Source organism: Castellaniella defragrans 65Phen, assembly GCF_000612685.1.
Lineage (GTDB): Bacteria > Pseudomonadota > Gammaproteobacteria > Burkholderiales > Burkholderiaceae_B > Castellaniella > Castellaniella defragrans.
Genome location: NZ_HG916765.1, coordinates 89,773 through 110,175, shown reverse-complemented (window position 1 = coordinate 110,175; position 20,403 = coordinate 89,773). Strand labels below are relative to the sequence as shown.

Here is a 20,403-nt window from a genome sequence, read left to right as displayed (position 1 = left end):
CCATGTCACGCATCGCCAAATACCCCGTCGCGCTGCCGAAAGGCGTCGAAGCCACCATCAGCGCCGGGCAGATCGTCGTCAAGGGCCCGCTGGGCACCCTGACCCAGTCCCTGGACGGCAACGTCCGGGTTTCCCAGGAAGACGGCCAGCTCACCTTCGCCGTCGCCAACGACTCCCGCCAGGCCAACGCCATGTCGGGTACCGTGCGCGCGCTGGTGAGCAACATGGTCACGGGCGTCAGCACCGGCTTTGAACGCCGCCTGACCCTGGTCGGCGTGGGCTTCCGCGCTCAGGTCCAGGGCAACGCCCTGAAGCTGCAGCTGGGCTTCTCGCACGACATCCTGCACGACATCCCCGACGGGATCAAGATCGAGTGCCCCACCCAGACCGAAATCGTGGTCAAGGGCGCCGACAAGCAGGTCGTCGGCCAGGTCGCCGCTGAAATCCGCGCCTACCGCGAACCCGAGCCCTACAAGGGCAAGGGCGTGCGCTATGCGGACGAACGCGTGATCCTGAAAGAAACCAAGAAGAAGTAAGCACGCAGGCAAGGACGAATCATGGACAAGAAAACTTCCCGTTTGCGTCGTGCCGCGGCCACCCGCCGCAAGATTCACGAGCTGCGCGTGCATCGCCTGGCGGTGCATCGCACGAATCTGCACATCTACGCCAACATCATTTCGCCGGAAGGCGACCGCGTGCTCGTCAGCGCCTCGACGCTCGAGCCCGAAGTCCGCAAGGAACTCGCCAGCCAGAAGGCCAACGGGGGCAACGCCGCCGCCGCCAGCCTGGTCGGCAAGCGCGTGGCCGAGAAGGCCAAGGCTGCCGGCATCGAACTCGTCGCCTTCGACCGTTCGGGCTTCCGTTACCATGGCCGCGTCAAGGCGCTGGCCGAAGCCGCGCGTGAAGCCGGCTTGAAGTTCTAAGGGAATCACATGGCTAAAGCACAAGGCAAGCACGCCCCGGAGCAGGAACGCGACGATGGCATGCGTGAAAAGATGATCGCGGTCAACCGCGTCAGCAAGGTCGTCAAGGGCGGCCGCACCATGAGCTTCGCCGCGCTGACCGTGGTCGGCGACGGCGACGGCCGCATCGGCATGGGCAAGGGCAAGGCCCGCGAAGTGCCGGTCGCCGTCCAGAAAGCCATGGAACAGGCCCGCCGCGGCCTGCTCAAGGTGGCCCTGAAGAACGGCACGCTGCACCACACCGTGGTCGGCAAGCACGGCGCCTCGACGGTGCTGATCTCGCCCGCCGCGGAAGGGACCGGCGTGATCGCCGGCGGCCCGATGCGCGCGATCTTTGAAGTCATGGGCGTGCGCAACGTCGTGGCCAAGAGCCTCGGTTCGAGCAACCCGTACAACATGGTCCGTGCGACCCTCAACGGCCTGCGCGCCTGCTCCACGCCCGCGGAAGTCGCGGCCAAGCGCGGCAAGACCGTCGAAGAGATCCTGGGATAAGACATGGCACAGAAGCAAATCAAAGTCACGCTCGTGCGCTCCGTCATCGGCACGCACAAGTCCCACCGCGCCACCGTGCGCGGCCTGGGCCTGGGCAAGGTGAACAGCAGCCGCGTCCTGGTCGATACGCCCGAGGTCCGTGGGATGATCCGCAAGGTGGATTATCTGGTCACCGTCTCGGAAGCCTAAAGGAATTCAGATGTCCGTCACTCAACTGAACACGCTCGCCCCCGCCGAAGGCGCCAAGCGCCCCCGCCGCCGCGTGGGCCGCGGCATCGGCTCCGGCCTGGGCAAGACCGCCGGCCGTGGCCACAAGGGCCAGAAGTCCCGCGCGGGCGGTTTCCACAAGGTCGGTTTTGAAGGCGGCCAGATGCCGCTGCAGCGCCGCCTGCCCAAGCGCGGCTTCACGCCGCTGGGCCGCCACCTGTTCGCCGAAGTCCGTCTGTCGGACCTCCAGGCGCTGCCGGTCGACGAAATCGATCTGCAGGTCCTGAAGGCCGCCGGCCTGGTGGGCGAGCTGGTCCGCACGGTCAAGGTCATCAAGACCGGCGAACTGTCGCGCAAGGTCACCCTGCGCGGCATCAATGCGACGGCCGGCGCCCGCGCCGCGATCGAAGCGGCCGGCGGATCGCTGGCGTAAGGGGCGGCTGTGGCCAAAGCTCAGGCACATAAGCCCAGTGCGGGATACGGCGACCTCAAGCGCCGCATCCTGTTCCTCGTGCTCGCCCTGATCGTCTACCGCCTGGGGACCCACATCCCCGTGCCCGGCATCAATCCGGACGCGCTGGCCGACCTGTTCCAGCAGAACCAGGGCGGCATCCTGGGGCTGTTCAACATGTTCTCCGGCGGCGCCCTGGAGCGCTTCTCCGTGCTGGCGCTGGGGATCATGCCGTACATCTCGGCGGCCATCATCATGCAGCTGCTGGCGGTGGTGGTGCCCGCGCTGGAAGCCATCAAGAAGGAAGGCCAGTCCGGGCAGCGCAAGATCACCCAGTACACCCGCTACGGCACGGTGTTCCTGGCGACCTTCCAGGCGATCGGCATCTCGGTGGCGCTGGAATCCCAGCCCGGCCTGGTCATCGACCCGGGCCTGCTGTTCCGCTTCACCACGATCGTGACGCTGGTCACCGGCAGCATGTTCATCATGTGGCTGGGCGAGCAGATCACCGAGCGCGGCCTCGGCAACGGCATCTCGCTGCTGATCTTCGCCGGGATCGTCGCCGGCCTGCCCGGCGCGCTGGGCGGCATGCTCGATCTCGTGCGCACGGATTCGATGTCCATCCTGTCGGCGCTGTTCATCCTCGCCCTGGTGGTGGGCGTGACCTACTTCGTGGTCTTCGTCGAGCGCGGCCAGCGCCGCATCACGGTGAACTACGCCAAGCGCCAGGTGGGCAACAAGCTCTACGGCGGCCAGTCCTCGCACCTGCCGCTGAAGCTGAACATGTCCGGCGTGATCCCGCCGATCTTCGCCTCGTCGATCATCCTGCTGCCTGCGACGGTCACCAGCTGGTTCTCCAGCAACCCGAACATGCGCTGGCTGGGCGACCTGGCCGCGGCCCTGTCGCCGCAGCAGCCGCTGTACGTGACGCTGTATTCCGGCCTGATCATCTTCTTCTGCTTCTTCTACACGGCGCTGGTGTTCAACAGCCGCGAGACGGCGGACAACCTGAAGAAGAGCGGCGCCTTCGTGCCCGGCATCCGTCCCGGCGAGCAGACCGCGCGCTACATCGACAAGATCCTCATGCGGCTGACGCTGTCGGGCGCGATCTATGTCACGCTGGTCTGCCTGCTGCCCGAGCTGATGCAGATGCGCTGGAACGTGCCCTTCTATTTCGGCGGCACGTCCCTGCTGATCATCGTCGTCGTCGCGATGGATTTCATGGCGCAGGCGCAGGCTTACATGATGTCCCAACAGTACGACTCGCTGCTCCGGAAGGCGAACTTCAAGGGCGCCGCGGGCCTACCCATGCGCTGAACAACATGTCCAAGGACGACGTCATCCAGATGCAAGGGGAGGTCATCGAAAACCTTCCCAACGCAACGTTCCGCGTCAAGCTGGAAAATGGCCACATGGTGCTGGGCCACATTTCGGGCAAGATGCGTATGCACTACATCCGGATCCTTCCGGGCGACAAGGTCACAGTGGAGCTCACGCCCTATGACCTGTCGCGCGCCAGGATTGTTTTCCGCTCCAAGTAGGTAGCGGCCGGTCAAGAACCAGGAGATCACCATGAAGGTAATGGCATCGGTAAAGCGGATCTGCCGCAACTGCAAAATCATCAAACGTCACGGCGTGGTGCGCGTCATCTGCACCGACCCGCGTCACAAGCAACGCCAAGGCTAAGGCCGGGCACCACGGAATTCACGAGGAACAGTCATGGCCCGTATTGCTGGCATCAATATTCCGCCGCACCAACACGCCGAGATCGGTCTGACGGCCATCTTCGGCATCGGCCGCACCCGCGCCCGCAAGATCTGCGAAGCGACCGGCATCGAGTACTCGAAGAAGATCAAGGATCTGACCGACGAGGAACTGGAAAAGATCCGTGAACAGATCAACGGCTACACGATCGAAGGCGACCTGCGCCGCGAAGTGCAGCTGTCGATCAAGCGCCTGATCGACCTGGGCACGTACCGTGGCATGCGCCACAAGCGCGGCCTGCCGGTGCGCGGCCAGCGCACCCGCACCAACGCCCGCACCCGCAAGGGTCCGCGTCGCGCCGCAGCGTCCCTGAAGAAATAACCCGAGGAAAGAACATGGCGAAAGCTCAGAGCGGCGCCGCGCGCGTCCGCAAGAAAGTCAAGAAGAACGTGTCCGACGGGATCGCCCACGTCCACGCGTCCTTCAACAACACCATCATCACCATCACCGACCGCCAGGGCAACGCCCTGTCGTGGGCCACGTCCGGTGGCGCCGGCTTCAAGGGCTCGCGCAAGTCGACGCCGTTCGCCGCCCAGGTGGCCGCCGAATCCGCCGGCCGCGTGGCCCAGGAATACGGCATCAAGACGCTGGAAGTCCGCATCAAGGGCCCCGGCCCCGGCCGCGAATCGTCCGTGCGCGCCCTGAATGCCCTGGGGATCAAGATCTCCAGCATTTCGGACATCACGCCGGTGCCGCACAACGGCTGCCGTCCGCCCAAGCGTCGTCGTATCTAAGGGGATCATCTTGGCTCGTTACACTGGACCCAAATGCAAGCTTTCGCGCCGCGAAGGCACCGACCTGTTCCTGAAGAGCGCCCGCCGTTCGCTGGATTCCAAGTGCAAGCTCGAATCCAAGCCCGGCCAGCACGGCCGCATCTCGGGTTCGCGCACTTCCGACTTCGGCCTGCAGCTGCGTGAAAAGCAGAAACTCAAGCGCATGTACGGCGTGCTGGAAAAGCAGTTCCGCAAGTACTTCGCCGAAGCCGACCGCCGCCGCGGCAACACCGGCGAGACGCTGATCCAGCTGCTCGAATCGCGCCTGGACAACGTCGTCTACCGCATGGGCTTCGGCTCCACCCGCGCCGAGGCGCGCCAGCTGGTCAACCACCGCGCCATCGAGCTGAACGGCCGTACCGCCGACATCGCCTCGATGCTGGTCAAGGCCGGCGACGTGGTCGCCGTGCGCGAAAAGGCGAAGAACCAGTCCCGCATCAAGGAAGCCCTGGAACTGGCGACCGGCAACGGCCTGCCCCAGTGGGTCGAGGTCGATGCCGCCAAGCTGTCGGGCGTGTTCAAGCAGGCCCCGGATCGTGCCGACGTCGCCCACGACGTCAACGAATCCATGGTCGTGGAACTGTATTCCCGCTGATCGATCCCGGTGGCCTCGCGCCACCGCGCGGTCTCCGGCCCGCGTCCGGAGGCCGTCCGCCAGCCCACGCCCAGGCGCGCGCCCGGGGTGGGCTGTGGTCTTCCCCGGCTTTGCCGCCGGTTCTTCATGTCCGTCAGCCTTATCGGTGTAACGAGCCGAGGGTATTGAAAAGGAACATCCATGTCCGCACAAGGTTTTCTGAAACCCCGCACCATCTCCGTCGAAACCCTGGGCGCGCATCACGCCAAGGTCGTGATGGAGCCCTTCGAGCGCGGCTACGGCCACACGCTGGGCAACGCCCTGCGCCGCATCCTGCTGTCCTCCATGTCGGGCTACGCCCCCACGGAAGTCCAGATCAGCGGGGTGGTGCACGAATACTCCACGATCGCCGGGGTGCGCGAGGACGTCGTCGACATCCTCCTGAACCTCAAGGGCGTGGTGTTCAAGCTGCACAACCGCGACGAAGTCACGCTGCAGCTCAACAAGCAGGGCCCCGGTGAAGTCCGCGCCCGCGACATCGAACTGCCGCACGACGTCGAGATCATCAATCCGGACCACCTGATCGCCACCCTGACGGACAACGGCCGCCTGGAAATGCAGATCAAGGTCGAGCAGGGCCGCGGCTACGTGCCGGGCAACGTGCGCGCCCTGGTGGACGACCGTTCGGCCACCATCGGCCAGATCGTGCTGGATGCCTCCTTCAGCCCCGTGCGCCGCGTCAGCTACGCCGTGGAAAACGCCCGCGTCGAGCAGCGCACCGACCTGGACAAGCTGGTGCTGGACGTGCAGACCAACGGCGTCATCAGTCCCGAGGAAGCCGTGCGCCAGTCGGCCCGCATCCTGATGGACCAGATCTCCGTGTTCGTGTCGCTGGCCGACAAGGACGCCGGCCAGCTGACCACCAGCATCTCCTCGACCGGCACGTCGGCGCCGATCGATCCGGTGCTGCTGCGCCCGGTCGACGACCTGGAGCTGACGGTGCGTTCGGCCAACTGCCTGAAGGCCGAAAACATCTACTACATCGGCGACCTGATCCAGCGCACGGAAAACGAGCTGCTCAAGACTCCGAACCTGGGCCGCAAGTCGCTCAACGAGATCAAGGAAGTCCTGGCCGCGCGTGGCCTGACCCTGGGCATGAAGCTGGAAAACTGGCCGCCCGTCGGCCTCGAACGCCCCTGATCGCAGCACCGGCGCGCGGGCGGCCACCGAGGCCGCGCGCGTGCTAACATCCCGCCCTGGCCGTTTCGGCGGCCGGGATCCAACCCCACCCGGGCCGCGGCTCGTCCGATAGAAGATCCGGGTTCCATAGATTCAAAAGGAAATCGAAATGCGCCATCGTCACGGCCTTCGCAAACTGAACCGCACCAGCAGCCACCGTCTGGCCATGTTCCGCAACATGGCGGTGTCCCTGCTGACCCACGAAGCCATCAAGACCACCCTGCCCAAGGCCAAGGAACTGCGCCGCGTGGTCGAGCCCCTGATCACCCTGGGCAAGAACCCCACGCTGGCCAACCGCCGCCTGGCCTTCGCCCGCCTGCGCGACCGCGACGCCGTCACCAAGCTGTTCAACGACATCGGGCCGCGCTTCGCCGCGCGCAACGGCGGCTACACCCGTGTGCTGAAGATGGGCTTCCGCCAGGGCGACAACGCCCCCATGGCCTACATGGAACTGGTCGACCGTCCCGAAGCCGAGGCGCCGGCCGGCGAATAAGCCGTCCAGGCAGTCCTCCAGGCCTCTCGCCCGCCGCTCTCCGTGGCGGCGATGCGGCGAACGGGCCCTCCAGGGGGCCCGTTTTGCATTGCGGGCCGCAGGCGCGCGGTGCGGCCCGTCCTCCGGCATGACGGGGATCAAGACACCTGGGCATGCCGCGCCGCCGGATGCCGCGTCCGGTGCGCGCCGCGGGTACAATGAGTCCAATACCCACACCGCCCGAAAGCCATGAAAGATCAGACACCTGGCGGCAATCCCGCCCTGGTCGTGCGCCAGGACGGCGCACCGACCGACACCGTGGTGGTGCTCAGCACGGCGCCCGACGAACTGCTGGCCAAGCGCATCGCGCACGTGCTGGTCGAGGAATCGCTGGTGGCCTGTGCCCAGGTGGGGCCGGCCATCGTCTCCATGTACCTGTGGCAGGGGGAACTCGAAGGCACGGACGAGGTCCAGCTCCTGTTCAAGACCACGGCGGACACGCTGCCGGCTCTCTACGAGCGGCTGTGCGTGCTGCATCCCTACGAGATCCCCGAATTCATGGTGCTGGGCGTGCCCGCGGGCAGCCGGGCCTACCTGGACTGGGTCGCCCAGTCCACCCGGCCCGCCATCCAGGCCGCCACCCGCGAGGCCTGAGAGGCCCGCGGGGCCTGCATCCGCCGCATCGCCGTATCCGCTGCATCCGTCGCAGCCGCCGTATTCAAGGAAGCCGTTCATGTCGTATCTGCCGGGCTCGTCCATTCCGCGGCCCGTGTGCCGCCCGGCCGCGCCGGGCGTGAAACGGTCCGCAAGGGCCGTCCCGCGTCCCGCTTCGCCTCCCTTCGTGCGCGGGCTGCCGCGCCGCATGGCGGCCCTGCTGGGCATCCTGCTGCTGGCGCTGTGCGGCCTGCTGATGGGCTCCGGCCCGGCCCGGGCGGCGGACGACTTCCTGCCGCCCGAGCAGGCCTTCGCCGACACCGCCGCCATGGCCGATCCCCTGACCCTGGACATGCACTGGGAGATCGCGCCCGGCTATTACATGTACCAGGACCGCTTCGAGGTGCGCATCGAGGACGCCCAGGGACGGCTGCTGGTGTTCCGGCGTTCCGACCTGACGCCGGAGGACGCCGAGACCCGCGCGCCGGCCTGGGGGGACGCCCTGCGGCTGCCGCACGGGCGGGTCAAGTACGACCCCACCTTCGAGAAGGACATGGAGGTCTTCCACGGCGGCGTGACGCTGCGGACGGCCCTGCGGCCCGGCGCCGGGGGGCCGCTGCGGGTCTCCGTCACCGGTCAGGGCTGCGCCGACGAGGGCCTGTGCTATCCGCCCATGACGAAGACCCTGGTCCTGCAGGCCGACGGCGGCGGCTACCGCGCGGTCGGCGAGCAGGTCCGCGACCGGGTGCCGCCGCCGCGCGACGAGACGCCCGCCGCTGCCGCTCCCGGCGGAGCGCCCGGGACGGACACCGGATTGTCGGCGGCCTTGCGCGGCGGCGCGGGGGCGGCGCCGGCGGGCGCGCCCGCGGCTCCGTCCGAGGGACCGGCGTCGTCGCCGGCTCCTTCCGCGACGCCGGGCGGGCCCGCAACTTCGTCCATGGCTTCGTCCGCGGCTCCCTCCGCGGCCCCCTCCGCGGCTGCCGGGCCGGACGGCGGATCCTGGCTGGACCTGGGCGACGTGGGCATGGCGGCCTGGCTGCATCAGGCGCCGCTGTGGCAGATCCTGGCGCTGAGCCTGGCGCTGGGCGCCCTGCTGTCGCTCACGCCCTGCGTGCTGCCCATGGTGCCCATCCTGCTGGCCGTGATTTCCGGCGGCGGGGGGCCGGTCGGCCGGGCGCGCGGCCTGGGGCTGGCGGCGATCTACGTGCTGGGCATGTCCCTGGTGTACACCGCGCTGGGCGTGGCGGCCGGCCTGCTGGGCGCGGGCCTGGCCGCCTGGCTGCAATCGCCCTGGGTGCTGGGCACCTTCGCCGTGCTGCTGGCGCTGTTCGCGCTGGCGATGCTGGACGTCTTCACCCTGCAGGCCCCGGTGGGCCTGCAGTCGGCCATGCAGGCGCGCCTGCAGCGCCTGCCGGGCGGCCATGCGGGCGGCGTGTTCGTGATGGGCCTGCTGTCGGCCCTGATCGTCGGTCCCTGCGTGGCCGCGCCGCTGGCCGGCGTGCTGCTGTTCATCTCGCAGACCGGCGACGTGGTGGTGGGCGGCGCCGCCCTGTTCGCCCTGGCCTGGGGCGAGGGCCTGCTGCTGCTCGCCGTGGGCGCGGGCGCCGGCGCCCTGATGCCGCGCGCCGGCGCCTGGATGACGCCGCTGAAGGCGGGCTTCGGCCTGCTGCTGCTGGCCACCGCCTGGTGGATGGCGCGGCCGCTGCTGGCCGACGGCCTGTACGTGGCCGGCTGGGTGCTGCTGGCCCTGTGGGCCGCTCTGCTGGCCTGGTCGGCCGCCGCCCAGGGCAAGGGCGAGGCCGGGCCGCTGCGGCTGCTGACGCGCGCCCTGGCCCTGATGCTGGCCCTCTGGGGGCTGGCGCAGGGCGCCGGGCTGCTGGCGGGCGGGCGCGACATGCTGCGCCCCCTGGCGCCCTTCACCGCCGGCGTGGCCGGGTCGGGCGGCGCGGCCCTGGCCGCCGCCGATCCCGCCGCGATCCGCGCCCGCTTCACGCGCGTGGCGTCCGTGGCGGACCTGGACGCCCGGCTGGCGGCCGCCGGCCGGCCCGTGATGCTGGACTTCTACGCCGACTGGTGCGTGTCCTGCCTGGAGATGGAGAAATTCACCTTCAGCGATCCGGCCGTGGCCGAGCGCATGGACCGCATGCTGCTGCTGCAGGCGGACGTCACGCGCATGACGGACGAGGATCGCGCCCTGCTGGCGCGCTTCGATCTGTTCGGCCCGCCGGGCATCCTGTTCTTCGATGCGGGCGGGCGCCCGATTCCCGAGGCCCGGGTGGTGGGGTTCAGGAAGGCCGAGGCTTTCCGCAAGGTGCAGGACCGGGTGCTGGCGGGCGGCTAGGCCGCGCCGCCGGGCGCCGCTCAGTCGCCCGATTCGCCGGTGGGCTCGTCCGTGCGGCTCAGTTCCCGGGCCTCGTCGGCCTCGTCCGCGGCGGGCTTGCGCTTTTCGATGGCGGCGCCGGCCAGGATGCCGATCTCGTACAGCAGGCACAGCGGCGCGGCCAGCAGGATCTGGCTGAGGACGTCGGGCGGCGTCACCACGGCGGCGACGACGAAGGCGCCGACGACCACGTAGCCGCGGACCTCGCGCAGTTTCTTCACCGTGACCATGCCGGTCTTGACCAGCAGGACGACCGCGATCGGGACCTCGAAGGTGACGCCGAAGGCGATGAACATGGTCAGCACGAAATTGACGTAGGCCTCGATGTCCGGCGCCGGGGTGATGGACTGCGGCGCGAAGTGGGCGATGAAGCTGAAGACCGTGTGGAAGACCACGAAATAGCAGAACGCCATGCCCAGCAGGAACAGCAGGGTGCTGGAGATGATCAGGGGCAGCGCCAGGCGCTGTTCGTGGCGGTACAGGCCCGGGGCGACGAAGGCCCAGGCCTGGTACAGGACCACCGGCAGGGCCAGCACGAAGGACGCCAGCAGGGTGACCTTGATCGGCACCATGAAGGGCGTGATGACGCCGGTGGCGATCATGCGCGTGCCCTGGGGCAGCGAGGCCAGCATGGGCTGGGCCAGGATGTCGTAGATCAGCGACGGGCCCGGATAGATGAACAGCACCACGAAAATGGCCAGCACGGCCATCACGGCCCGCAGCAGGCGCGTGCGCAGTTCGATCAGGTGCGAGATGAAGGTGTCCTGGGACGAGGCGTCGGAAGCGTCTGTCATGCCGTGCTTCAGTGGCTGGTATCGGTGGAGGCCGGCGCGGACCGGGGCGCGGACGCGGGCTCGGGGCTGCGTTCGGCGGCCGGTGCCGGAATCGCGGGCGCGCTGGCGGCGGGCTCGGCCGGGGCGGCGCCCGACGCGGGCGCGTCGGCGGAAGCGGGCCGCGTGTCGAGCGCCTGGCGGGCCTGGTCCAGGGTGTCCTTGAGGGCCTGCGAGGGCTGGGTGACGGCGGCCCTGAGCTCGTCCACCGACGAGGTCATGGACGACTGCACGGAACGGGCGGCGTCTTCCATCTGGTGCTTGATGTCGCCGATCTCCTTCAGGTCCATTTCCTTCTGGATGTCGGACTTGACCTCGTTCACGTAGCGCTGGGCGCGGCCGAGCAGGTGCCCGACCGTGCGGGCGACCTTGGGCAGGCGTTCGGGCCCGATGACGATCAGCGCGATCACGCCGATCAGCATCAGTTCGCTGAAGCTGACATCAAACATGGTGGATCCGGTGCGCGGCGGCGATCAGGCGTCGGTCTTTTCGCGGGCCTGGACGTCCACGGTGCCGTCGTCCCGGGTCTGCTGGGTGACGGCCGGTTTGGCGGCGGAGTCGTCCTGGGCGTCTTTCATGCCCTTCTTGAAGCCCTTGACGGCGCCGCCGAGGTCTTCGCCGATGTTGCGCAGTTTTTTCGTGCCGAAGATCAGGGCCACGATGACCAGGACGATCAGCCAGTGCCAGATGCTGAAGCTACCCATGAGAACTCCTTAGGCGGCCGGGGCCGCGCGGTTTGACCAGGGGCGTTGGCCGCCCAGGATGTGGAAATGCAGGTGATCGATTTCCTGGCCGCCCTCGGTGCCGGTATTGGCCACCAGGCGGAAGCCGCCGGCGGGCATGGGGTTGCAGCCGTTGGCGAAGGCGAGCTCGGATGCCAGGCGCAGCATGCGGGCCAGCCATTCGCCATCGTCGGGACCGATGTCGGCCAGCGAGGCCAGGTGGTGCTTGGGGATCAGCAGCAGGTGCACGGGCGCCGCCGGGTTGATGTCGTGGAATGCGAGGAATTCGTCGTCTTCGTGGACAATGCGGGCGGGGATTTCGTGCCGTGCGATTTTACAGAACAGACAATCGTGGCTCATGGGGATCTACGGGGCGGGGCCGGACATCGGCCCGTTCAGTCCCATATGTTGCCATATTTTCGCGCAGGCGGGTTTGACCGTGCGCGTGCGGGAGCGGAGTGTGCGGGTATGTCCGGAGGGGACGCTCCGAGGGGAGGCTCCCGGGGGACGCGGGGCGGGCGGCGCGCGCGGGACTCAGTCCCTGGGCCGGGACGCTTTTTCCTCCAGCCCGGACAGGCCTTCGCGGCGGGCCAGTTCGGCCAGCACGTCCTCGGGGCGCAGGTCGAAGTGCGTCAGGGCGACCAGGCAGTGATACCACAGGTCGGCGGTCTCGGCGACGATGCGCTCGCGCGTGCCGTCCTTGGCGGCCATGACCAGCTCGGTGGCTTCCTCGCCGATCTTTTTCAGGAAGGCGTCCGGGCCGCGCGCGAGCAGCTTGGCGGTGTAGGACGTCTGCGGGTCGCCGCCGCGGTCGGGCCGGCGCGTCGCCAGGGTGTCGGCCAGCCGGGCCAGGGTGTCGGCGGTGGAGGGAGTCGTCATGTGGAGGGATCCGTGATCGAAGGAAGGCCGGGCCGTGGGAGCCGGCCCGGCGTGTCCGGCGTGCGCTCAGTGGCCGCCCGGGTGGGGATGGGCGTGGGAGTGGCCGTAGATGGTGTCGGGGTCTTTCAGCACCGGGTCCTGGACGGTCCAGGCCGGCGCGCCGCCGTCCAGGTCCAGGCTGCGGTAGAAGCAGCGCTCGCGTCCGGTGTGGCAGGCGATGCCGCCGATCTGGGTGATCTTGAGCAGCAGCACGTCGCCATCGCAGTCCAGGCGGATGTCGTGGACCTGCTGGACGTGGCCCGATTCCTCGCCCTTGCGCCAGAGGCGCGCGCGCGAGCGCGAGTAGTACACGGCGCGGCCGGTGCGCACGGTCTCGCGGACGGCGTCGGCGTTCATCCAGGCCATCATCAGCACGGTGCCGGTCTTCGCATCCTGGGCGATGGCGGGGATCAGGCCCTGGTCGTCGAAGCGCAGGGCCGCCAGCCAGTCTTCGGCCGCGCCGGACGCGGGCTGCGCGGGCGCCGTCATGCGGGCGCCTGCGCGGCAGCGGCGGCGCGCACCGGGATGCCCTGGGCGGCGAGGAAGGCCTTGGCCTCGGCCAGGGTGTGCTGGCCGAAGTGGAAGATGCTGGCCGCCAGCACGGCGCTGGCGTGGCCCAGGGTGACGCCGTCGGCCAGGTGCTGCAGCGTGCCCACGCCGCCCGAGGCGATCACCGGCACCGGCACGGCGTCCGAGACCGTGCGGGTCAGTTCCAGGTCGAAGCCGGACTTGGTGCCGTCGCGGTCCATGCTGGTGAGCAGCAGTTCGCCGGCGCCCAGGTCGGCCATGCGGCGCGCCCATTGCACGGCGTCCAGCCCCGTGGCGCGGCGGCCGCCGTGGGTGAAGATTTCCCAGCGCGGGAGCTCGTCCGCGCCGGAGACGCGGCGGGCGTCGAGCGCCACGACGATGCATTGCGAGCCGTGGTGGCGGGCGGCCTCGGCCACGAGTTCGGGACGGGCGACCGCCGCGCTGTTGATCGAGACCTTGTCGGCGCCCGCGTCCAGCAGGCGCTGCACGTCGGCCACCTGGCGCACGCCGCCGCCCACCGTCAGGGGGATGAAGACCTGGCGCGCCACGGCTTCGATGATGGGCAGGATCAGGCCGCGGTCATCGGAGGTGGCGGTGATGTCGAGGAAGGTGAGCTCGTCGGCGCCCTGCTCGTCGTAGCGCCGGGCGATTTCCACCGGGTCGCCCGCGTCGGTCAGGTTGACGAAGTTCACGCCCTTGACCACGCGCCCGGCGTTGACGTCCAGGCAGGGGATGATGCGGCGGCACAGGCCCGAGTAGCCCGGGCGGTCGGCCGCGGCGGGGGCGGCCGGGGAGGCGGTGGCGTTCATGCGCCGGCGTCCTGGCCGCCGGATTCCCCGGCCGGCGAGCCGAGCAGTTCGTCGGCGAGGCTTTGCGCGGCGGCGAAATCCAGGGTGCCCTCGTACAGGCTGCGGCCCAGGATGGCGCCCTCGACGCCTTCGTGGGCCACGCCGCACAGCGCGCGGATGTCCTCCAGCGAGGCGACGCCGCCCGAGGCGATGACCGGGATGCGCACGTGCTGCGCCAGGCGCACCGTGGCTTCGATGTTGACGCCCGAGAGCATGCCGTCGCGGCCGATGTCGGTGTAGATGATGGACTCGCAGCCGTAGTCCTCGAATTTCCGCGCCAGGTCGAGCACGTCGTGGCGCGTCAGCTTGGACCAGCCGTCGGTGGCGATCTTGCCGTCGCGCGCGTCCAGGCCGACGATGATGTGGCCGGGGAAGGCCGAGCAGGCGTCGCTCAGGAAGCCCGGGTCCTTGACCGCCGCGGTGCCGATGATGACGTAGGAGATGCCGTTGTCCAGATAGTATTCGACCGTGTCCAGATCGCGGATGCCGCCGCCGATCTGCACCGGGATGGCATCGTCGACGGCGTCCACGATGGCCTGGATGGCGGCGCGGTTGCGCGGCTTGCCGGCCACGGCGCCGTTCAGGTCCACCAGGTGCAGACGGCGCGCGCCCTGGGCGGTCCATTGTTCGGCCATGGCGGCGGGATCTTCGGAAAACACGGTGGCCTTGTCCAGGTCGCCCTGGCGCAGGCGCACGCATTGCCCGTCTTTGAGGTCGATGGCGGGGATGAGCAGCATGGTCGTCGTGGTCGGTGCTGAAAGGAGAGGGCGTGCCGGGAGCCGGGTGTCAGGGCTGCCAGCGGGTGAAGTTGCGGTACATCCGCAGCCCGGGAGCTGCGCTCTTTTCTGGGTGGAACTGTACGGCAAAAATATTGCCGTCCGCAATGGCGCAGCAGAACGGTAGGCCGTGGTGGCTGATGCCGGCCGTGAGCGCCGGGTCGGCGGGTTCGGCGTAGTAGCTGTGGACGAAGTAGAACGGCGTGTCCTGGGCGATGCCTTCCCAGAGCGGGTGGGCGCGGGTCTGGGTGACGGCGTTCCAGCCCATGTGGGGGACTTTCAGCCGCGCGCCGCCGTCGACGGCGTGATCGAAGGCCGGCCCCTGGAAGCGGCGCACGCGCCCGGCGAACAGGCCCAGGCCGGGGGTGTCGCCCTCGTCGCTCGCCTCGAACAGCATCTGCTCGCCCACGCACACGCCCAGCAGCGGCTTTTCGCGCGCGGCCCGCAGCACCGCCTCGCGCAGGCCGGAGGTGTCCAGCGTGCGCATGCAGTCGGGCATGGCGCCCTGGCCGGGGAACACGACGCGGTCGGCGGCGTGGATCGCCCCGGCGTCGCGCGCGATGCGGATGTCGTGGTCGGGGGCGGCGGCTTGCAGGGCGCGGGCGACGGAATGGAAGTTGCCCATGCCGTAGTCGACGATGGCGATGCGGGTCACGATGCGGGAGTCCTGGGACGGTCTATGAGTCTGCGACGGGTCTGTGGTGCCGGGAGCGGGGCTGCGGCGCGCTCTACAGCGAGCCCTTGGTCGAGGGGATGGCGCCGCCGGCGCGCGGATCGACCTCGGTGGCCATGCGCAGCGCCCGGCCGAAGGCCTTGAAGATGGTCTCGCACTGGTGGTGGGCGTTTTCCCCGCGCAGGTTGTCGATGTGCACGGTCGCCAGGGCGTGGTTGACGAAGCCCTGGAAGAATTCGCGCGCCAGGTCGACGTCGAACGCGCCGATGCGCGCCCGGGCGTAGTCCACGTGATAGAACAGGCCGGGGCGGCCGGACAGGTCCACCACCACGCGCGACAGGGATTCGTCCAGCGGCACGTAGGCGTGGCCGTAGCGGCGCAGGCCGGCCTTGTCGCCCGCGGCGGCGGCGAAGGCCTGGCCCAGGGTGATGCCGACGTCCTCGACGCTGTGGTGGTCGTCGATGTGGGTGTCGCCATCACAGTGGATGTCCAGGTCGAACAGGCCGTGGCGGGCGATCTGGTCCAGCATGTGGTCCAGGAAGGGCACGCCGGTGTTCAGCGTGCGCGTACCGGTGCCGTCCAGATTGAGGCTGACGCGGATGCGGGTTTCCTGGGTGTTGCGTTCGATGGTGGCGGTGCGCATGGGCGAAGGGCGGGTCTTTCGGAGTGGAGGCGCGCGGCCCCGCCGGGGCCGCGCGGGCGGATTCAGGGCTGGGGGTCCAGGCGCAGCGAGGCGCTGGCGGCGTGGGCGTGCAGGCCCTCGCCCGTGGCCAGGGTGGCGGCGATGCGGCCCAGGGTCTGGGCGCCGGCCTGCGAGACCTGGATCAGGCTGCTGCGCTTCTGGAAATCATACACGCCCAGCGGCGAGGAGAAGCGCGCGGTGCGCGCGGTGGGCAGGACGTGGTTCGGCCCGGCGCAGTAGTCGCCCAGGGATTCGGAGCTGTAGGCCCCGAGGAAGATCGCGCCGGCGTGGCGCACCAGGGGCAGCAGGGCCTGCGGATCGCGCACGGAGAGCTCCAGGTGTTCCGGCGCGATGCGGTTGACGATGTCACAGGCCTGTTCGAGGCTGCCGGTGCGGATCAGGGCGCCGCGGTTGGCCAGGCTGACGCGCAGGATGTCGGCGCGCGGCTGGGCCGGCAGCAGGCGTTCGATGGCGGCCTGGACGGCGTCCAGGTAGCCGCCGTCCGGGCACAGCAGGATGGCCTGGGCCAGTTCGTCGTGCTCGGCCTGGGAGAACAGGTCGATGGCGAGCCATTCGGCCGGCGTGGAGCCGTCGGCCACGATCAGGATTTCGGAGGGGCCGGCGATCATGTCGATGCCCACCGTGCCGAACACGCGGCGCTTGGCCGCCGCGACGTAGGCGTTGCCCGGCCCGACGATCTTGTCCACGGCGGGCAGCGTGCGCGTGCCGTAGGCCAGGCCGCCCACGGCCTGGGCCCCGCCGATGGCGAACACGCGGTCCGCCCCGCCCAGGGCGGCGGCGGCCAGCACCATGGGGTTGCGCGCGCCGCCGGGCGTGGGCGTGACCATGATGAGTTCGGACACGCCGGCGACCTTGGCCGGGATGGCGTTCATCAGCACCGACGACGGGTAGGCGGCCTTGCCGCCCGGCACGTACAGGCCGACGCGGTCCAGCGGGGTGACCTGCTGGCCCAGCACCGTGCCGTCGGGTTCGGTGTAGGTCCAGGTCTCGGCGCGCTGATGCTCGTGGTAGCGGCGCACGCGGTCGGCGGCGGCTTCCAGCGCCGCGCGCTGGTCGGCGGGCAGGCCGTCCAGGGCCGCCTGCCAGTCGGCGCGGGGGATTTCCAGCGCCTCCAGGCGGTCGGCCCGGACGTGGTCGAAGCGCGCCGTGTAGTCCAGGATGGCCGCGTCGCCGCGCGTGCGCACGTCGTGCAGGATGTCGCGCACGGCGGTCTCGATGGCCTCGTCCTGGGACGCGTCGTAGGCCAGCAGCCGGGTCAGGGCCGCGTCGAACTCGGGGGAACGGGCATCCAGGCGGTGAATCAGGGACATGATGGAAATCGGGTCGGAATCGGGGGGCGGAAAGCGGGGCGGCGCGCGGCCGCGCCGCGCGCGGGCCGTTCGCGGCGGCCGCGACGGGTCTATCTTAGCCGGAATTCCCGCCGTCCGAGCGGACGGCGGCCGCGGGCGGCGGCGGCGCGGGCCCCGGCGGCCTTCAGGCCATCGCGGACGAGGCCCGGCCGAAGGCGTCCAGGAAGGGCTGCAGGCGCTCGCCCTTCATCTTGAGCGCGGCCTGGTTGACGATCAGGCGCGAGGAGATCTGGCGGATTTCCTCGACCTCGACCAGGCGGTTGGCGCGCAGCGTGCCGCCCGAGGACACCAGGTCCACGATGGCGTCGGCCAGGCCCACCAGCGGGGCCAGCTCCATCGAGCCGTAGAGCTTGATGATGTCCACGTGCACGCCCTTGGCGGCGAAGTGCTCGCGCGCGGCGCGCACGTACTTGGTGGCGATGCGCAGGCGCGAGCCCTGGCGCACGGCGGCCTGGTAGTCGAAGCCTTCGGGCGCGGCCACGCACAGGCGGCAGCGGGCGATGTTCAGGTCGATGGGCTGGTACAGCCCGCCGGGGTGCTGCGCCATGTGCTCGTGCAGCACGTCCTTGCCGGCGATGCCGAAGTCGGCCGCGCCGTACTGGACGTAGGTGGGCACGTCCGAGGCGCGCACGATGATGATGCGCAGCGCGTCCGAGTCGGTGGGCAGGATCAGCTTGCGCGAGGATTCCGGGTTTTCCGGCACGCCCACGCCGGCGGCGGCCAGCAGCGGCAGGGTCTCTTCAAAGATGCGGCCTTTGGACAGGGCCAGGGTGAGGGGGGGAAGGGCCATGTGGAGCCTGTCGCCTAATTGATTGGGTGCTTATTGGATGCGCTGGATGTCCGCGCCCAGCGCCTGGAGCTTGCGTTCCATGCGTTCGTAGCCGCGGTCCAGGTGGTAGATGCGTTCCACCGTCGTCTGGCCCCGCGCGGCCAGGCCGGCGATCACCAGGCTGGCCGAGGCGCGCAGGTCGGTGGCCATGACGGTGGCCCCGAGCAGCTGCTCGACGCCCTGGACCACGGCGGTGTGGCCGTCGATCTCGATGTCCGCGCCCATGCGGCCCAGCTCCTGCACGTGCATGTAGCGGTTCTCGAAGATGTTCTCGGTGATGACGGCGGTGCCTTCGGCCAGGGTGTTCAGGGCCATCAGCTGGGCCTGCATGTCGGTCGGGAAGCCCGGGTATTCGCTGGTGCGGAAGCCCGTCGCGCGCGGCCGGCCGGCCATGCGGGCGCGGATCCAGTCCGGCCCGGTGGTGAGTTCCAGCCCGGCGTCGCGCAGCTTGTCCAGCACCGCGCCCAGCGTCTCGGGCGCCGCGTGGCGCAGGGTGATGTCGCCGCCCGTGGCCGCCACGGCGCACAGGAAGGTGCCGGCCTCGATGCGGTCGGGCACGATGCGGTGGACGGCGCCGTGCAGGCGTTCCACGCCTTCGATGACGATGCGGTCGGTGCCGTGGCCCTCGATGTGCGCGCCCATGGCGATCAGGACTTTCGCCAGATCGACGACTTCCGGCTCGCAGGCGGCGTTTTCCAGCACGGTGCGGCCTTCGGCCAGGGCGGCGGCCATCAGCAGGTTTTCCGTGCCCGTCACGGTGACCATGTCGGTCAGGATGCTGGCGCCGCGCAGGCGTTCGGCCTCGGCCACGACGAAGCCGTGCTCGATGCGGATGCGCGCGCCCATGGCGGCCAGGCCCTTGATGTGCTGGTCCACCGGCCGCTGGCCGATGGCGCAGCCGCCCGGCAGGCTGACCCGCGCGCGGCCGAAGCGCGCCACCAGCGGTCCCAGCACCAGGATGGACGCCCGCATGGTCTTGACCAGCTCGTAGGGAGCCTCCTGGCTGGACACCTGGTCGGCCTGGAGGGTGACGCGGGTCTCGTCGCCGCGCTCCGCGCGCACGCCCATGCGCTGCAGCAGGGTCAGGGTGGTGCCGATGTCGCGCAGCACCGGGACGTTGTCCAGTTCCAGCGGCTCGGCGGTCAGCAGCGATGCGCAGAGGATCGGCAGGGCGGCGTTCTTGGCGCCCGAGATGGAGACTTCGCCCCGCAGCGGGCGGCCGCCCTGGATCAGCAGCTTATCCATTGCTCTTGGCGGCCTCGTATTCGGCGGGCGTGAGGGTGCGCATCGACAGGGCGTGGATTTCCGCGCGCATGCGTTCGCCCAGCGCCTGGTAGACCGCCTGGTGGCGCGCCAGCGTGCGCTTGCCCTCGAAGACGGGGCTGACGATCAGGGCCTCGAAGTGGGCGCCGTCGCCGTAGACTTCGAGGTGCTCGCAGGGGAGGTTGTCGGCGATGTACTGGCGGACGTGGTCGGGGGTGGGAGACATGGGTCAGCTCCGTAGTTTGTAGCCGCGCGCCAGCAGGCGCAGGGCGAACAGGCTCAGGGCCACGGCGACGGCCAGCACGATGGCCAGGCCGCGCCAGGGGGAAACGTCGGACGCCGCGAAGAATCCGTAGCGGAAGCCGTCGATCATGTAGAACACCGGATTCCAGCGCGAGACGGCCTGCCAGAAGGGCGGCAGGCTGTGGATCGAGTAGAACACGCCCGACAGGAAGGTGGCGGGCACGATCAGGAAGTTCTGGAAGGCCGCCAGCTGGTCGAATTTTTCCGACCAGAGGCCCGCGACCAGCCCCAGCACGCCCAGGATCCAGCAGGACAGCACCGCGAAGGCCAGCAGCCACAGCGGCGCCGCGACCGGCAGGCGCACGAAGAACAGCGCCACCAGCCAGACACAGGCGCCCACGGACAGGCCGCGCGCCACCGCCGCCAGGATGTAGGCGGCGAAGATCTGGCGGTGGGAGAAGGGCGGCAGCAGCACGAAGATCAGGTTGCCGGTGATGCGGCTCTGGATCAGGGACGAGGACGGATTGGCGAAGCTGTTCTGCAGCATGCTCATCATCATCAGCCCGGGGATGAGGAAGGCGGTGTAGGAGATCGTGCCGTACACCTGCACGCGGTCCTCCAGCACGTGGGAGAAGATCAGCAGGTACAGCAGCGCCGTCACCACCGGGGCGGCGATGGTCTGCAGGCCGACCTTCCAGAAGCGCATCAGCTCCTTGTGCAGCAGGGTCGGGAAGCCCGAACCCATCTCGGGGC

At 69.6% G+C, this 20,403-nt stretch carries 30 protein-coding genes; 15 read left to right on the top strand and 15 right to left on the bottom strand.

The window, feature by feature from the left end; all coding sequences use genetic code 11:
• Positions 1-2 precede the first annotated feature (2 nt).
• From rplF to dsbD, 15 genes are all read left to right on the top strand, one after another.
• Positions 3-536 (top strand): 50S ribosomal protein L6, encoded by a 534-nt coding sequence (gene rplF / locus BN940_RS00465; RefSeq protein WP_043678940.1) that lies wholly within the window; start codon positions 3-5, stop codon positions 534-536.
• Between the two features lie 21 nt (positions 537-557).
• A complete protein-coding gene (gene rplR / locus BN940_RS00460) occupies positions 558-923 on the top strand; it encodes a 50S ribosomal protein L18 (RefSeq protein ID WP_043678937.1) in 366 nt (121 codons plus the stop codon).
• A gap of 9 nt (positions 924-932) precedes the next feature.
• Positions 933-1,454, top strand: a complete 522-nt coding sequence (gene rpsE, locus BN940_RS00455) for a 30S ribosomal protein S5 (RefSeq protein WP_043678934.1) — start codon at positions 933-935, stop codon at positions 1,452-1,454.
• A gap of 3 nt (positions 1,455-1,457) precedes the next feature.
• A complete protein-coding gene (gene rpmD, locus BN940_RS00450) occupies positions 1,458-1,643 on the top strand; it encodes a 50S ribosomal protein L30 (protein ID WP_043678932.1) in 186 nt (61 codons plus the stop codon).
• A gap of 10 nt (positions 1,644-1,653) precedes the next feature.
• On the top strand, positions 1,654-2,094 hold the full coding sequence (rplO, locus tag BN940_RS00445) for a 50S ribosomal protein L15 (protein WP_043678930.1): 441 nt from the start codon (positions 1,654-1,656) through the stop codon (positions 2,092-2,094).
• A 9-nt stretch (positions 2,095-2,103) separates the two neighbouring features.
• Positions 2,104-3,429, top strand: a complete 1,326-nt coding sequence (secY, locus tag BN940_RS00440; RefSeq protein WP_043678927.1) for a preprotein translocase subunit SecY — start codon at positions 2,104-2,106, stop codon at positions 3,427-3,429.
• A gap of 5 nt (positions 3,430-3,434) precedes the next feature.
• The gene (gene infA, locus BN940_RS00435) at positions 3,435-3,653 is read left to right on the top strand and encodes a translation initiation factor IF-1 (RefSeq protein WP_043678924.1); all 219 of its coding nucleotides are present in this window, start codon (positions 3,435-3,437) and stop codon (positions 3,651-3,653) included.
• 31 nt (positions 3,654-3,684) lie between these two features.
• A complete protein-coding gene (gene rpmJ / locus BN940_RS18145; protein WP_003805360.1) occupies positions 3,685-3,798 on the top strand; it encodes a 50S ribosomal protein L36 in 114 nt (37 codons plus the stop codon).
• A gap of 33 nt (positions 3,799-3,831) precedes the next feature.
• Positions 3,832-4,197 (top strand): 30S ribosomal protein S13, encoded by a 366-nt coding sequence (gene rpsM, locus BN940_RS00430; RefSeq protein ID WP_043678921.1) that lies wholly within the window; start codon positions 3,832-3,834, stop codon positions 4,195-4,197.
• A gap of 14 nt (positions 4,198-4,211) precedes the next feature.
• Positions 4,212-4,610, top strand: a complete 399-nt coding sequence (gene rpsK, locus BN940_RS00425) for a 30S ribosomal protein S11 (protein WP_043678919.1) — start codon at positions 4,212-4,214, stop codon at positions 4,608-4,610.
• 10 nt (positions 4,611-4,620) lie between these two features.
• Positions 4,621-5,244 (top strand): 30S ribosomal protein S4, encoded by a 624-nt coding sequence (gene rpsD, locus BN940_RS00420; RefSeq protein ID WP_043678916.1) that lies wholly within the window; start codon positions 4,621-4,623, stop codon positions 5,242-5,244.
• Between the two features lie 180 nt (positions 5,245-5,424).
• Complete coding sequence (locus BN940_RS00415; protein ID WP_043678913.1) at positions 5,425-6,423, top strand: DNA-directed RNA polymerase subunit alpha; 999 nt, start codon at positions 5,425-5,427, stop codon at positions 6,421-6,423.
• A 148-nt stretch (positions 6,424-6,571) separates the two neighbouring features.
• Complete coding sequence (gene rplQ, locus BN940_RS00410) at positions 6,572-6,955, top strand: 50S ribosomal protein L17 (RefSeq protein WP_043678910.1); 384 nt, start codon at positions 6,572-6,574, stop codon at positions 6,953-6,955.
• A 228-nt stretch (positions 6,956-7,183) separates the two neighbouring features.
• Complete coding sequence (cutA, locus tag BN940_RS00405) at positions 7,184-7,588, top strand: divalent-cation tolerance protein CutA (protein ID WP_084330427.1); 405 nt, start codon at positions 7,184-7,186, stop codon at positions 7,586-7,588.
• Positions 7,589-7,667: 79 nt separating this feature from the next.
• Positions 7,668-9,929 (top strand): protein-disulfide reductase DsbD, encoded by a 2,262-nt coding sequence (dsbD, locus tag BN940_RS00400; protein ID WP_052355497.1) that lies wholly within the window; start codon positions 7,668-7,670, stop codon positions 9,927-9,929.
• Between the two features lie 20 nt (positions 9,930-9,949).
• Here the strand turns inward: dsbD and tatC are convergent, their stop codons facing one another.
• The 15 genes from tatC to BN940_RS00325 form a co-directional block, all read right to left on the bottom strand.
• Positions 9,950-10,762: a twin-arginine translocase subunit TatC gene (gene tatC, locus BN940_RS00395; protein ID WP_043678907.1), complete on the bottom strand. Its 813-nt coding sequence runs from the start codon at positions 10,760-10,762 to the stop codon at positions 9,950-9,952.
• Positions 10,763-10,770: 8 nt separating this feature from the next.
• Positions 10,771-11,247: a Sec-independent protein translocase protein TatB gene (gene tatB / locus BN940_RS00390; RefSeq protein ID WP_043678904.1), complete on the bottom strand. Its 477-nt coding sequence runs from the start codon at positions 11,245-11,247 to the stop codon at positions 10,771-10,773.
• A 24-nt stretch (positions 11,248-11,271) separates the two neighbouring features.
• Complete coding sequence (gene tatA / locus BN940_RS00385; RefSeq protein WP_043678901.1) at positions 11,272-11,502, bottom strand: Sec-independent protein translocase subunit TatA; 231 nt, start codon at positions 11,500-11,502, stop codon at positions 11,272-11,274.
• A 9-nt stretch (positions 11,503-11,511) separates the two neighbouring features.
• On the bottom strand, positions 11,512-11,880 hold the full coding sequence (locus tag BN940_RS00380) for a histidine triad nucleotide-binding protein (protein ID WP_043678898.1): 369 nt from the start codon (positions 11,878-11,880) through the stop codon (positions 11,512-11,514).
• A 174-nt stretch (positions 11,881-12,054) separates the two neighbouring features.
• Entirely contained in the window at positions 12,055-12,399 is a 345-nt protein-coding gene (locus BN940_RS00375; RefSeq protein WP_043678895.1) for a phosphoribosyl-ATP diphosphatase, read from the bottom strand.
• Positions 12,400-12,465: 66 nt separating this feature from the next.
• Positions 12,466-12,927 (bottom strand): phosphoribosyl-AMP cyclohydrolase, encoded by a 462-nt coding sequence (gene hisI, locus BN940_RS00370; RefSeq protein WP_052355496.1) that lies wholly within the window; start codon positions 12,925-12,927, stop codon positions 12,466-12,468.
• Complete coding sequence (gene hisF, locus BN940_RS00365) at positions 12,924-13,775, bottom strand: imidazole glycerol phosphate synthase subunit HisF (RefSeq protein WP_043678892.1); 852 nt, start codon at positions 13,773-13,775, stop codon at positions 12,924-12,926. The genes hisI and hisF overlap by 4 nt, the downstream gene beginning before the upstream one ends.
• The gene (hisA, locus tag BN940_RS00360) at positions 13,772-14,551 is read right to left on the bottom strand and encodes a 1-(5-phosphoribosyl)-5-[(5-phosphoribosylamino)methylideneamino]imidazole-4-carboxamide isomerase (RefSeq protein WP_052355495.1); all 780 of its coding nucleotides are present in this window, start codon (positions 14,549-14,551) and stop codon (positions 13,772-13,774) included. The genes hisF and hisA overlap by 4 nt, the downstream gene beginning before the upstream one ends.
• A gap of 49 nt (positions 14,552-14,600) precedes the next feature.
• On the bottom strand, positions 14,601-15,245 hold the full coding sequence (gene hisH, locus BN940_RS00355) for an imidazole glycerol phosphate synthase subunit HisH (RefSeq protein ID WP_043678889.1): 645 nt from the start codon (positions 15,243-15,245) through the stop codon (positions 14,601-14,603).
• A 73-nt stretch (positions 15,246-15,318) separates the two neighbouring features.
• On the bottom strand, positions 15,319-15,906 hold the full coding sequence (gene hisB / locus BN940_RS00350) for an imidazoleglycerol-phosphate dehydratase HisB (protein ID WP_043678886.1): 588 nt from the start codon (positions 15,904-15,906) through the stop codon (positions 15,319-15,321).
• A 62-nt stretch (positions 15,907-15,968) separates the two neighbouring features.
• Positions 15,969-17,276, bottom strand: coding sequence for a histidinol dehydrogenase (hisD, locus tag BN940_RS00345; RefSeq protein ID WP_043678883.1), 1,308 nt, complete (start codon positions 17,274-17,276; stop codon positions 15,969-15,971).
• Between the two features lie 163 nt (positions 17,277-17,439).
• Entirely contained in the window at positions 17,440-18,105 is a 666-nt protein-coding gene (gene hisG, locus BN940_RS00340; protein WP_043678880.1) for an ATP phosphoribosyltransferase, read from the bottom strand.
• A 30-nt stretch (positions 18,106-18,135) separates the two neighbouring features.
• Positions 18,136-19,389 (bottom strand): UDP-N-acetylglucosamine 1-carboxyvinyltransferase, encoded by a 1,254-nt coding sequence (gene murA, locus BN940_RS00335; protein ID WP_043678877.1) that lies wholly within the window; start codon positions 19,387-19,389, stop codon positions 18,136-18,138.
• Entirely contained in the window at positions 19,382-19,633 is a 252-nt protein-coding gene (locus BN940_RS00330) for a BolA family protein (RefSeq protein WP_043678875.1), read from the bottom strand. The genes murA and BN940_RS00330 overlap by 8 nt, the downstream gene beginning before the upstream one ends.
• A 3-nt stretch (positions 19,634-19,636) precedes the next feature.
• A complete protein-coding gene (locus BN940_RS00325) occupies positions 19,637-20,395 on the bottom strand; it encodes an ABC transporter permease (RefSeq protein ID WP_052356006.1) in 759 nt (252 codons plus the stop codon).
• Positions 20,396-20,403 lie beyond the last annotated feature (8 nt).